The 12,242-nt window shown below is 41.3% G+C and carries 12 protein-coding genes, 1 tRNA gene and 1 pseudogene; 2 read left to right on the top strand and 12 right to left on the bottom strand.

The genetic code is table 11. The annotated features are described in order from the left end of the window. The first annotated feature begins 97 nt into the window (after positions 1-97). Positions 98-727, top strand: coding sequence for a TetR/AcrR family transcriptional regulator (locus HNQ56_RS09895; protein WP_429145133.1), 630 nt, complete (start codon positions 98-100; stop codon positions 725-727). Between the two features lie 178 nt (positions 728-905). Here the strand turns inward: HNQ56_RS09895 and rsiV are convergent, their stop codons facing one another. The 8 genes and pseudogenes from rsiV to HNQ56_RS09935 form a co-directional block, all read right to left on the bottom strand. Beyond that, positions 906-1,820, bottom strand: coding sequence for an anti-sigma-V factor RsiV (gene rsiV / locus HNQ56_RS09900; RefSeq protein WP_429145136.1), 915 nt, complete (start codon positions 1,818-1,820; stop codon positions 906-908). 1 nt (position 1,821) lies between these two features. After that, positions 1,822-2,319: an RNA polymerase sigma factor SigV gene (gene sigV / locus HNQ56_RS09905; RefSeq protein ID WP_429145139.1), complete on the bottom strand. Its 498-nt coding sequence runs from the start codon at positions 2,317-2,319 to the stop codon at positions 1,822-1,824. A 197-nt stretch (positions 2,320-2,516) separates the two neighbouring features. Next, positions 2,517-3,947, bottom strand: coding sequence for a DEAD/DEAH box helicase (locus HNQ56_RS09910; protein WP_429145142.1), 1,431 nt, complete (start codon positions 3,945-3,947; stop codon positions 2,517-2,519). Positions 3,948-3,966: 19 nt separating this feature from the next. Further along, positions 3,967-4,494 carry a YehS family protein gene (locus HNQ56_RS09915; protein ID WP_429145145.1) on the bottom strand — a complete coding sequence of 176 codons (528 nt, stop codon included), beginning with the start codon at positions 4,492-4,494 and terminating at the stop codon, positions 3,967-3,969. A 342-nt stretch (positions 4,495-4,836) separates the two neighbouring features. Continuing rightward, on the bottom strand, positions 4,837-5,460 hold the full coding sequence (locus HNQ56_RS09920) for a CPBP family intramembrane glutamic endopeptidase (RefSeq protein WP_429145147.1): 624 nt from the start codon (positions 5,458-5,460) through the stop codon (positions 4,837-4,839). Between the two features lie 66 nt (positions 5,461-5,526). Then, a complete protein-coding gene (locus HNQ56_RS09925) occupies positions 5,527-5,721 on the bottom strand; it encodes a DUF1016 N-terminal domain-containing protein (protein WP_429145150.1) in 195 nt (64 codons plus the stop codon). An 83-nt stretch (positions 5,722-5,804) separates the two neighbouring features. Further along, positions 5,805-6,095 (bottom strand): annotated as a pseudogene (locus HNQ56_RS09930) (aminoglycoside 6-adenylyltransferase); the annotation flags it as partial. A gap of 138 nt (positions 6,096-6,233) precedes the next feature. Then, positions 6,234-6,932 (bottom strand): lantibiotic protection ABC transporter ATP-binding protein, encoded by a 699-nt coding sequence (locus HNQ56_RS09935; RefSeq protein ID WP_429145153.1) that lies wholly within the window; start codon positions 6,930-6,932, stop codon positions 6,234-6,236. A 790-nt stretch (positions 6,933-7,722) separates the two neighbouring features. On the opposite strand from HNQ56_RS09935, the gene HNQ56_RS09940 reads away from it, so the two are divergent. After that, complete coding sequence (locus HNQ56_RS09940; protein ID WP_429145156.1) at positions 7,723-10,221, top strand: leucine-rich repeat protein; 2,499 nt, start codon at positions 7,723-7,725, stop codon at positions 10,219-10,221. Between the two features lie 61 nt (positions 10,222-10,282). Here HNQ56_RS09940 and HNQ56_RS09945 read toward each other — a convergent pair. The 4 genes from HNQ56_RS09945 to HNQ56_RS09960 all read right to left on the bottom strand — a co-directional run bounded on the left by HNQ56_RS09945 (position 10,283) and on the right by HNQ56_RS09960 (position 12,225). Beyond that, positions 10,283-10,355 (bottom strand) — tRNA-Trp (locus tag HNQ56_RS09945). A 114-nt stretch (positions 10,356-10,469) separates the two neighbouring features. Further along, the gene (locus tag HNQ56_RS09950) at positions 10,470-11,255 is read right to left on the bottom strand and encodes a sugar phosphate isomerase/epimerase family protein (RefSeq protein ID WP_429145159.1); all 786 of its coding nucleotides are present in this window, start codon (positions 11,253-11,255) and stop codon (positions 10,470-10,472) included. A 21-nt stretch (positions 11,256-11,276) separates the two neighbouring features. Continuing rightward, positions 11,277-11,657: an MmcQ/YjbR family DNA-binding protein gene (locus HNQ56_RS09955; protein WP_429145162.1), complete on the bottom strand. Its 381-nt coding sequence runs from the start codon at positions 11,655-11,657 to the stop codon at positions 11,277-11,279. A gap of 100 nt (positions 11,658-11,757) precedes the next feature. Further along, entirely contained in the window at positions 11,758-12,225 is a 468-nt protein-coding gene (locus tag HNQ56_RS09960; protein WP_429145165.1) for a hypothetical protein, read from the bottom strand. Positions 12,226-12,242 lie beyond the last annotated feature (17 nt).

Below are 12,242 nucleotides of genomic sequence, written 5' to 3' on the forward strand. Positions count from 1 at the left end.
TATCATGACAGATACATTTTAATGACATAGTTCAGTGAACAGTGTCATTATATCATATCCTTCTATTTTTTTCAAGAAAAGGAAAGAGGTAAAGTTGATGAAAAAGGAAAAATCTACCCGCCGGAAAGAACAGGGTGACGCAACTAAGAAAAGGATATATGAAGCTGCGCAGAAGCTTTTTACCGAACACGGTATCGACAGTGTCAGCGTAGACGATATCGTGCAGGAAGTGGGCGTGGCCAGAGGAACCTTCTATGTACACTTCGAATCAAAGGATATGCTGATTTCATCGCTGATTTCCGATTATGTGAGCAGAGTGGATCTGGATTATGAGAACTATGTAAAAACCCTGTCTCCCGACACACCAACCCAGGAGGTCTTGATTTTGGCCATCAGCAAAATCTGCGATGTCATCGAGCACACCTTCGGTTGTGAAATCTTCCGGACCCTCTACCGAGTGCAGCTTACCGGGGCACATGTGCAGGAGACCGCAGGCTATAACCGGACTCTGTATCAATTGCTCGCTTCCATACTTCAGAGGGGAATCGACCGGGGTGAATTTCAAGGATTTCTTCCGGCAGAAACCCTTTCCCGCCACCTGGTCCTGGCAATGCGGGGTCTCGTCTATGAATGGTGCATCCGCTATCCCGATTTCAATTTTAAAGAGCAGATTCTGGAGCATTTTACGATACTTCTGGAAGGCATAAAGCAAAATACTCTCTCCTGAGGCATTCGAAAATCAGCGAAAGACTTGGAAAAGGAAAGCAATAAAATATAGGCAAAGCGAAAGAGCTCCAGATTCATGACGGCGTTAAAACAGCCGTCCGGCTCTCAATAGGAGAGACAGGACGGCTGCTATGGGTCAGTAATCTGCTTTTTGTCCGGATCGGCGGCTCCGATCCTGCTTATTTGATATATTCGTTCCCTACTAACAGACCGGAAAGAATGTCCGTCGGGATTTCAAACTCCAGAACACCCATATATCCCGGTGCTGCCTCATATTTATCAAAGGCAATTACCAATTTGCCCTCCGAAGTAATATAGAAGCTCTGATTCTCAGAAATCTTATCAAAATGTTCCATATTGCCAGCCGGCTCAATTCCTTCTATCCAATAGATCTTGTTTTCATCGGCTTTATACTGCTCCAGCATCTGCTCCTTAATATTCTCACTGATCACATCAATATAACTGCTGTCCTTAAAGAGGCTGGGCAGGGTGATGAGGATTTCATTCGCTTTATCAATGGTATCATACTTCATAACAGTTGACGAGGAGGCAACGGTATTGACAACGTATCTGGCCACAGACAGAAGCTGATCCGTATCTGTTTTGACAATATAGCCGCTTTCAACGCCCAGGTGCCCATCTATGCCGCTTTCCTTCATATCGTCTATCTCAGCCATGAACTCATCATATAAGTCTTTATTTTCAGCCAAATATTTTTCATTCAGGCTGTTTTCCAATGCCTGATTTTCCAGCCCCTGGATGGAGGGCACTTTAATGTCCGCATTGTAACCGTCTTCCTCCACCCTGTATTCTTTTATCGTCAGCACCCTGACCACACTTCCCAGGACGGGTACTTGGGATAGTGTCATGGCAAAGGAAGGGATTGTGTTAAGGCTGATGGTAAAGGCGACTACAGAGGCTGCCGTTACGGCAGCTGCCGTGCTGATTTTTCTAAACAAATTCTTTTTATTCATTTTTGATGTCCTCCTGATGCTGCGTTCTCTTAATGATTTCTGCACTAAAAATTCTAATTCTTCCGGAATTGGTGTCTCCATGTATTCCTTCTTAAGGTGCTGCAGATGCTTATGCTCCATATTAAACCTCCTCTTGGTCATCTAACTTGATACGTAATTTCTTAAGAGCTGTATATAAACGCGTTTTTATGGTGTTCGGATTCTCATTGAGCGTCTCCGCAATCTCATCTATCTTTAAATCTTCAAAATATCGCAAAATAATTACGGTGCGGTATTTGGGCGGCAGTTCTTCCAACGCTTTTCTCAAATCAAAATCCTGGTACTGATCAGTTTTTCCGGCATCCATGCTTTCAAAGGTTTCCTGGTCGACAATCTTCCACTTTTTGTTTTTTCGCAGAACATCCAGTGAGGTGTTCACGACAATTCTGTAAAACCATGTTTTAATATGGTCAGGATCTTTTAAAGAAGTCTTTGATGAAATTGCCTTATAGATAGATTCCTGTACAATGTCTAAAGCATCCTCTTTATTTCGGACATAGCTGTAGGCCAATCTGTAATAATTGTTTTTGTATTTATCTGCATGTACCGCTATTTGTTCGTCTAAACGATCCATTTTCATGTGTGCCGATGTCTCCCTGTTTATAGTACTGATACGTATCTTATTTTCTTTCTATTAAATAGACGATGGGTGATTTAAAAAAGTTTTATTGATTTTATTTCGAATCTTATCTGTCTTATTTTATCTGAATTTTTAAAAGGGCAAGAAGCTCTTCGCTCTCCTGCCCTTTTGTTCTTAAACTATCTTATATTATCCCATTAACCTTTATAACTTTTCTTTTTTGAAGAGTTCGTCTCATTTTTATTCCTGTTGGGGAATTTTAAAAAGCCTCTTTTTTCTTTCATGGTGCCGTCTGCTGCCATGTAGTATTTTTTCTTTTCAGCGGCAGTTGATGATTTCACTCCTGTTTGCTGGGATATTTTTTGCGCTGAAGCTTTCTTATGTGGTGCGGTTGATTTTACCGCGGCAGTTTTCTCAGATGGCTGTGCCGCTGCTGCTCCTGATGCATTTCTTCGCGGCTGCGTGGTCTTGACCGCAGGAAAATTGTTCATCAATGGATAGGGATGATCATCCATTACCTTTAATTGTTTCCCAATTAGATTTTCTATATCCGCCAGCTGTTCCTTTTCATCAAAATCGCAGAAGGAGATTGCTACCCCTCCGAGACCGGCCCGGCCTGTCCGCCCTATGCGATGAACATAGGTTTCGGGAACATTGGGAAGATCATAATTGATAACATGGGATAATTCATCAATGTCAATTCCTCTTGCAGCAATATCCGTTGCTACTAATATACGTAATTTTTTATTTTTAAAATTATTCAAAGCAGTTTGCCGCGCTCCCTGGGATTTATCCCCATGGATTGCCTGCGCTGTTACCTTTTCCTTTGCCAATTGCCGGACGATACGGTCTGCTCCATGCTTCGTACGGGTAAATACCAGAGCCGATACGATGGATTTATCCTCGAGAACGTGCAGCAGCAGGTTCTTCTTATTGATTTTATCAACAAAGTACAGGTACTGTTCTATCATATCCACCGTTGAGGATACCGGGGTTATTTGTATTTTCACCGGGTTATTCAATAATTTATCCGACAATGCGGCAATGTCCGGCGGCATGGTGGCTGAAAACAGTAAGGTTTGCTTGTTCGCCGGTGTTTTCGATAAGATCTGTTTCACATCATGAATAAATCCCATGTCCAGCATGCGGTCCGCTTCATCTAATATACAGATTCTGATATCTTTTAAATCAACCAGTTTTTGATTAATAAAGTCATTTAATCTGCCCGGTGTCGCTACAAGAATGTCCACTCCTTCCTGTACCTTCTCCTCCTGCTGTTTCTGGGATATTCCGCCGTAGATTACACAGTATTTTAAATCCGTGTATTTGCCGTAAGTGCAGAAGCTTTCATATATCTGCAATGCCAGCTCTCTGGTGGGTGTTATAATGAGGGCCCTTATTTTCCGGCCTGCGCCGCGTGATATTCTTTCCTCACTGAGCAGCTGCAGGGTCGGTATGGCAAAGGCCGCTGTTTTTCCTGTCCCGGTCTGTGCGCAGCCAAGTAAGTCTCTTCCGCCTAATATCACAGGGATCGCCTCTTCCTGTATGGGTGTGGGAACTTCATAATTTTCCCTTTCTAAGGCCTTTCGGATATTAGGTATTATATCTAATTCTTTAAATTGCATCATTAACTCCTTGCTTCCTATGCTATTGGTTTCGGTACTTCATCGCTAAGCCTTTTAAGAAATTCCTTACATACTTGTCACCGCATTCTTTATAATTGCGCTGACCTTTTCTCCGCAGTACGGAGCTTAGCTCACTGTTGGACAGGTTGATCCCGGCTGTTTTCAGAATGTCAAGCATATCCTCGCTTGTAAGAGAAAGAGCGATTTTTAATTTCTTCAGCAGGATGTTATTTACATCCTTATTATCGGTGATCATAAATAGCTGTTTTTCCGGCTTGTCCGGTTCTGATTCCTGCTTTCCCCGCTTGAGAAGGATAAAGCCATTTAAAAAGGACTCCAGCATGTGGTTATTACATTTCTTCATATCATCATTCGCGATGAATTCATCTTCTTCGGAATCTATGTTACCGCCCTTTTTGGGGTTCAGCAGCATTCGCTGTAATTCTTCCCTTGTTAATACCGTGCCGCCCAGCTTGAATATTGCCAGCATGTCCGTATCTTTAATATCCAGAGCGTATCTTAATCTGATTAATATGTCGTTATTATTCATCTTTATCCCTTCTAGCTTCTTTTATGCATATATTATCATTGGCTCTAGTATATTCTATCTATTTATGTTAAGCAACCAGATATTTTCTTTTGGGGTTACTTAAAGATATTACAGATGCATCATAAAGTCAAGCAATTATGTAATTAAAATCCAATCATACAAAACGATTCTTATAGATATTATTGGAGCTGCCGATATCAATGTGTCATACCTGGGGTATCAGTATTATCAGCCGGGAGCTGCCGGCAGGGGAAAGAGAAAGAACAGATGATACAATCGATAAACTTTGCAGAACTTATGCAACCCGAAAAAGAACACTTGCATAATCCAGTATAGCGTGAATTAGAATCGGCACAAATAGTGTCCCGTTTTTTTATATAATGCAGCAAACATCGCGCTTCCTATGATACCTTGTCCAAGTAAATTGCTTGCAATGGTTATAATAAAGGTTTTCGTATCATAGTTGTTGACTATAGCTGGCATGAACGCGTGAGCAGCTCCAAATAACACCCCGCTTATAACTACTGCTTTCCAGAATCCAAATTCTTTATCTATCCTCGTGAAAAGATAACCTCTGAATAAAAATTCTTCTGAAAACGCAACAATCACTAAATAGAAAAAGGCTGCATAGAAGCCTTTGATTGTAAAATCACCGTTTATGAAAAACATCACAAGATATATTGCAAATAAAGCGCCAATCAATATAGGGGAATGCAGGGTGATTCCTACCTTCTTTAATGGCGTTTTTTGGATAGCAATAACCAAAAGCACGATAAGAACAGGCAATAACCCACTAAAAAAATCACATAAAAGCTTTGTACCAATATTGACTGAAGATACATCCTGTAAGCGAATCAAGAAGCCATTTTTCCACTTATAGTCTATAAAAGCATATAGGAATACCAAATATACCATTATCAGGATGAGTGGAAACAAAATACTTCTTAGATTTTTTGAGGTTATCATGCTGCTCCTCCCAAAAGGATATAAATCTTGTCATTCATCGCATTCACAACCGATAATGAGACCAACTCAATTTGACACACAGTGTGTTCCGTTTTGGAATTGACAAATATTACGCAGATTTTGCTCAATAAACCCTTTTCCAAACTCTTTCGTCAATTCATCTGCCAGATGTTTTATTAATCCTTTGCCATACTCAGCACTGTCATTTTCTCCACAAGCAAGGTATATCTGCTCCCCAATTTCCCAATAAGCCTGTACCATAGCAGAATTCACAGCAGCCTTCGCCTTAGTCTGAGCTGAGATCAAGGTGCAAGTATTATCCTTTACGAGATGTGACGTTTTTCCAATAATGTTAAATCTATTTTATTATAGTCATCAAATAGCATGAGATAACTATAGCCCTCAATTTCAGCAGGAAATAGCTCCATATCTTCCGGTTTCTGCATCATAATGATGTTCCCAAAATATGAAAGCCATTCATCACTTTTAGTAAACTCACTAATATCATTTACAAAGTATGTAATATCAAAATCCTGAAATTCATCCTTTAGAATATTTACATTGGTCCGTGAGCCTTCCATTCCCACAATGCGAACCCGTTCATCACTATTTGCAAAATTTATGATTAATTTCATTATTTCTTCCGATGTCCTCGGCAGGCATAAACAATCTCTGCGGCACGGCTTGCAACACAAAAAACAATGGGGCGAGGATAATCAGCTTTCTTGTGAATGTCCTTTTGTATTTAATCAGTTCGGATTGCAGACCGTTCATCATTTCTCACCGCCTTTTATCACATTCATAAACAGCTTTTCAAGGTTTTCGCCCCGGTCTACCTTTCCTTGAAAAAGAAGCTTGCCGCCATTGATAATTCCAATGGTATCTACTACTTGAGCAACCTCCGTTAAAATATGACTTGAGAGAATGACCGTCATGCCTCTTTTAGGGAAAGAGGCAATCAAGTCGCGCAATTCCTGAATCCCCACAGGGTCAAGTCCATTGGTGGGTTCATCTAAAATCAGCAATTCGGGATTACCCAATAGTGCGATTGCGATCCCTAATCGTTGTTTCATACCCATTGAAAACTGCGACGCCCGCTTTTTACCAGTATCCATCAAATCCACGGCTTCAAGCACCTCTTGGATTTTTTCTTTCGGTATGTCCATAAGTTTTGTATAAACCATAAGATTTTCAACTGCCGTAAGATTACCATACAATGCAGGCGCTTCAATCAAGGAACCGATTTTTGCAAGGTGCTTGCGCTGCCAAGGCTCACCGTCAAAAATGATGCTGCCGCTTGTAGGGCGCAGAAGTCCGATAATCATTTTAAGCGTCGTTGTTTTCCCTGCGCCATTCGGCCCGAGAAGTCCATACACGCTATTTCGCTTGATTTGCAGCGAAACCTCGTTTACTGCGAGTTGTTTACCAAATCGCTTTGATAAATTCGTTGTTTCAAGATTTAAATCATTCATTTTTATTCTTCCTTTCACTTGAGTTGTTAATCCGGTTCACATGTAATCTAACAGAAAAAAATAAAGATTTTATAATATTTTCAAAGGCAGCCAGTCAATCCGTGCTGATTTCGTCCGTGAACGACCCTTTCTTGTCGAGGATGTTTGCACTGTCCGATATGTGGCACCATTATCCGCGCCACGCGAGAGGTCAATGTAGTATGTGGAGATTGTGAGGCTGCCTTCGAAAGAGAAAAGGCCGAAAAAAGCGCCGAATGCCCGAAAAGTCCTTGTTTCAAGGGTTTTCCCGGTTTAGGGCATAATAAAAACCGCCCATTACAGACGGTTTCTATTATATAAAAGTTTGTCCTTTGATTTGACAGGGGAAGTAGGATTTGAACCACAAATTTCTTAACTGATTGCCGTATGTTTGACACCTTTCTTGGAACTATTGTAACGTGTTAAACTTTTCATGTCCACAGTTATATACTAACATCACTGGTTCTAACAATACTATAGTCGAATTATCCTTTATAAATCAACATCAATGTAAATTAATTAAAAAAGGAGTGATTCACTTTGTTAAATGACTATGGTGAACCCTTTGTAATTATGCTACTCTAAACATAAGAATCAGCTCCCTGTTTAAGGGAAATTGACATTTGTTTGACATGACTGCAGCCTAAAATCTCTATCATAATTAATATTTCTACCATTTTAATACAAATATTTAAGCAAAATATTTTAACCTTACATGAAAGGAGTATGACATGTTATGGAAAGGCAGAATAAAACCGGTTCATTTAAGAACGTGAAAGTTATTTTGTTTTTTATCATCTTAGGCTTTACTGCACTGCTGTCGGCAAAGACAGGTGCAGCCGAGGAGAATACCGTATATAAGGATGGCATCTATTGCTATAAAGTCCTGAATGAGGAGCAGAAAGAAGCGGCGCTGATTGGTCTGGATAGCACAAAGGTTATAAAAGAGTTATTCATTCCGGGCTCTGTAATAATTAACGGATCAGAATACAGGATTTCGGCTATGAGTATTGACTGGCTCTATTCCCATAAGCCATATGATGCATTTTATCAAGGTGTCACAAAACTTAGCTTTGCAGAAAATTTTTCAGGAACACTGACTATATATCAGGGGCAATTTAAGAATCTGAGTACCATAGAGTTCCGGGGCAAATCGGTACCGGAAGAAATTAATGTAAGCTTAACTAACCTTTCCTTCCGCTCTGATTTTTTCTTTATCGTTCCGAAAGGCATGGAAACAGCATATTCCAAGGTAATTCACGAATATATGAACTATGGTGTCTGGAGTGACCTTTATGAGAAGACGATTGATTTGACGCCCACAATTGCAGATGCCGAAACGTCGAATATAGAATATGGATGCTTTTCTATGGATGGTTTGATTTATCAGGTTATCTCTTCGGCAAAAGGAAAAACCGGAGCAGTACAGCTTATCGGAGTTACGGGCAGGCTTGATTACTCCTATCTTACACTTCCGGAAAAAGTCACCAATAACGGCTATACCTATAAGCTGACAAAGCTATGTAGGTTTGGTTTAATTGCCTGCGGAGCTACCGCTGTTAAAGTTCCGGATAGTGTGACAGAGATGGAATCGGGGGTATTTGACTATAAGGTGGAGCTTCTTTATTTATCAAAAAATTGCAGGATCATACCTTCTTTTTTGACTACCGATGAGAATCATGCCAGTAATCTCCGGTTCGTTTCTATTCCCGAAGGAGTGACCACCATTTCAGCCCGGGCATTTTACGGTAGTTCGGAAAATGAAAACAGCATTATTTTACCGGCAACAATTAAAACCTTAGGTGAAGGCTCACTGAAAGGCTTTGATCTTGTAACCTTCCTGAATAAAAAACCAATCAATAATATTTCTTCGGCCATCAAAAGCGGCGCCACGGTTAAAGTAAATAAAGCTTCCGTTTCCACCTACAAAGCATTGCTTGGAAGTAAAGCCAAGGTGATTGAAGCTAAAAACGTCGTTAAGGCTGCAAAGCTTTCCGTAAGTAAGAACAGCATGCAGTTGGATACCTATAAAACCTATAGGCTGACCGGTACACTGACGAAGGGCTCCAATGAAACAGTATTCTGGCTTTCCTCTGATCCGGATATTTTCGAGTTGTCAAGTAACGGCACCATTAATCCGAAGCAGGCAGGCACCGCATATGCGATAGCTTATACAAGAACCTCGGGCCTTCTTAAGGCAGTCAAGGTTACGGTGGCAAATAAGCTCATTACGAAAGATATCTATACTTACCGTATCAACAATGCAAAGCTTAAGACAGTTTCTTTGTATTCCGTAAAACCTAAGGAAACGACGAAAGAACTGAGCATTCCGGAAACGGTTTCCTTTGGTAATGCAAGCTATAAGGTAACCGGCGCATGCGCAGATCCGGACCATCCGGAGCTTCCGATTATCAGTGATAAATATGCAGAAAATAAAATTACGAAGATTACCTTCCCGAAGACAATTACGGGAGAAGTCGGTTACCTCGGTATATTGAAAAACATGAAAAACATTGTGTTTTTGGGCACGAAACCGCCTGAATGGATTAAAAGCTGGAATGGAGACGGCGGTCTGCTATCCTTCCAGGCAGTGATCTATGTCCCCAAAAACTGTGTAAATGCATATAATAAAGTAATTCTATACAGCTATGGAATTTCGGAAGAGCCTTATTCCGCTTCTAATTACAGCTATTTATATGCGGATTTTCAGATACTGGAAAATGGAAGCACCCAGTTTGACAGGTTTATCGAGGATGGGATATTATATCGGGTTACCAAAAAAGCAGGATTAAAAAATGGCACAGTGGCTGTGGCAGGCGCAGATGTAAAATTGAAAGAAATAAAAATAAAATCTACAGTAAAACACGGTAGTTATAGCTATGACGTAACACAGATCAACTTCGGTGCATTCCGTGAATGCAGTGCTGAAGCGATTATTCTGAATGATTCTGTCACCAAGGTCGAATTAGCAGTATTTGGCGAAAAAGTCAAACATATCGTATGGTCCAAGAATTGTAAGACAATTGATTCAGGAATCTTCTCACTGTCAAACGACTTTTACCATCTGAATGATAATGAACAGCAAGAACTTTTGGCAAAAAATAATTATTATGCGCTTGAAACCTTTATCATTCCTTTCGGGGTTACCAAGATTGAACCGATGGTATTTGACTCCGGCTTTGGAAATGTAAAATCCATTACGGTTCCTGCTTCGGTAACAAAAATAGGACAGGATGCATTTAGGAGCATTACAGAAGTGCTTTATGAATAGAAAAAGGCCCTGAAACCATTGGTTTTAGGGCTTTTTAATGTGTCCTTCAGGACACTATCTACAGGGGCAGTAGGATTTGAACCCACGACCTGCGGTTTTGGAGACCGTTATTCTACCAGCTGAACTATACCCCTAATTTCTATTGCCTTATCATAGTACTATGAATTGTTGTAATTGTCAACATAATTTTAATGTTTTCCTTAAAATTCTTAAAATTCTCCTATCTCATCCACAACCGTCTTTTACTATCACATACCCAGCTTTCTTCTTTTTATCCACTCCGCAGATTCCTTTAATCCTGCCACATTCTTCGTCTCAAGCACCACACGGCAATTCTGTTTATCCGCAAGCTCAACATACCCCGGCAAATCCAACTCTCCTGTACCAAGAGGCAGATGATTTCTCATACCCTTCGCATCGTGCATATGACAGAGCCTGTCTTTATTCTCCATAATAATTTCTTCGTCACCGCCGCCGATTGCCGCGTTATGTCCAATATCAAAGGTCAGTGCAAACACCTTGCTTTCCAGTAAAAGAGCAAGACTGCTTTTCGCAAATTCCTCACGGTAGCCGTCCGAATTTTCAACGCATATCCTGATATCCGCTTCTCCGATTGCCTTTTCACACTGGTCTCTGAAAGCCGTGAGTTTTGCAAGGTAGGTTTCTCTATATTCATTAAACAGATAAACCCTCTCCTCCGGCAGCGTGAAGTATACCCCCATTGATAAATGCATATTCAGGACCGGAACATGGAGCCGTTTTGCCGCCTCTATCGTATGTATAACCGTATCTGTATAGGCTTGTGCTATCCTCTCATTGAAATCGCAGGGGCTCAGTTTTTCATCCAGATGGATGGTGTAATAAATCCCATACCGTTGGGCGATTTCCATAAATATATCTGCTTCCATCCTATCTGCCTGATACTCCGGCAAATTCATATTCAGCTCTATAAACTGCAGGCCCAGCTCTTTGCAAAGCTTTGCACAGGCTTCAAGGCTTTTCAGCTCGATTAATGTCGGCATACCGAATTCCATATTGTATTACCCTCACTACCGCTAACGGATTTCTTTCTGAATGTATTTGGGAAGCTTGGCGACTACGACTTCATATGCATGATTCATCATTTCTAAAAGCTCCTCATCCGGCACAGTTCCATCGAGGTTCACCGTATTAAAATAAGGCTGCTGGATGGGAGGACAATGCCAGCCCCGCACTACAGCTCCGGGATAAACACTGCGATAAAATTCAGCGGTTTCCGGCGAACAGTTCAGTGTAACCTTTGGCTCACCGTGCAGCATAAAAGGCTGGGCAAAGATCCTGCCTTTTTCCTGGGACGGAGCCTTCACCTTAATAACCGGATACATCGGGTCAAAGGGGTAATCCAGATATGCGCCAGGTTTGCTCAGACAATATTCTATAATTTCCTGATGCGTCATTATTATCCTCCGCGGCAGGCCCCATTATATCATCAATTCCGCGGCCCGCTGTTTCCTCATAGTCATATAAGCTGCCATGCATTTCGTTCCTACATATGTATTATAAATCTGCCAGAATAAACTCATCACAAGCAACAACCGAGTCGATCTGTTCCATTGTACAGCATACCATTCCCTGCACATCCACAACCAGCTCCACCTGCTCTGCTACCTCTTCCTCCAGAAGGTGTACAGTTTCATTGATATCTTGGGAATGCTTACCTATCTGACTGAGAGTACTCAAAAGCTCCTGAATCATCTCTGCTGCCGGCTTCCTCTCTCCCGCTTCCTCCAAAATCATCTCTTCTTCCAAAAGAGCGGTCGAATAACATCCCTGCAGCTGTCCGATCAGCTTAATCCCCGCCTCGCACAGACCCAGTATCTTATCCGAGAGATTAATGGTCTCATAGGCGTTTTTCTCCAGTTCCGACTGGGAAGACTCCCATTGATCCATCCTGTCCGTCATATAGAACAGGCTCTCCTGTGCCTTCGCCAGATACTTCAACCTTTCACTTTCCAGCTCCTTCATTTGTAACCCCCACATTC

The organism is Anaerotaenia torta, from assembly GCF_050433395.1.
In the GTDB taxonomy this organism is placed as follows: Bacteria; Bacillota; Clostridia; order Lachnospirales; family Lachnospiraceae; genus Mobilitalea; species Mobilitalea torta.

Excerpts from the sequence above, each read along its gene's own strand:
- HNQ56_RS09920 (WP_429145147.1), bottom strand. The coding sequence starts at position 5,460 with ATGATAACCTCAAAAAATCTAAGAAGTATTTTGTTTCCACTCATCCTG.
- rsiV (WP_429145136.1), bottom strand. The coding sequence starts at position 1,820 with ATGGAGCATAAGCATCTGCAGCACCTTAAGAAGGAATACATGGAGACA.
- HNQ56_RS09950 (WP_429145159.1), bottom strand. The coding sequence starts at position 11,255 with ATGGAATTCGGTATGCCGACATTAATCGAGCTGAAAAGCCTTGAAGCC.
- HNQ56_RS09955 (WP_429145162.1), bottom strand. The coding sequence starts at position 11,657 with ATGACGCATCAGGAAATTATAGAATATTGTCTGAGCAAACCTGGCGCA.
- HNQ56_RS09910 (WP_429145142.1), bottom strand. The coding sequence starts at position 3,947 with ATGATGCAATTTAAAGAATTAGATATAATACCTAATATCCGAAAGGCC.
- HNQ56_RS09960 (WP_429145165.1), bottom strand. The coding sequence starts at position 12,225 with ATGAAGGAGCTGGAAAGTGAAAGGTTGAAGTATCTGGCGAAGGCACAG.
- HNQ56_RS09925 (WP_429145150.1), bottom strand. The coding sequence starts at position 5,721 with ATGGTACAGGCTTATTGGGAAATTGGGGAGCAGATATACCTTGCTTGT.
- HNQ56_RS09915 (WP_429145145.1), bottom strand. The coding sequence starts at position 4,494 with ATGAATAATAACGACATATTAATCAGATTAAGATACGCTCTGGATATT.
- HNQ56_RS09935 (WP_429145153.1), bottom strand. The coding sequence starts at position 6,932 with ATGAATGATTTAAATCTTGAAACAACGAATTTATCAAAGCGATTTGGT.
- sigV (WP_429145139.1), bottom strand. The coding sequence starts at position 2,319 with ATGAAAATGGATCGTTTAGACGAACAAATAGCGGTACATGCAGATAAA.
- HNQ56_RS09895 (WP_429145133.1), top strand. The coding sequence starts at position 98 with ATGAAAAAGGAAAAATCTACCCGCCGGAAAGAACAGGGTGACGCAACT.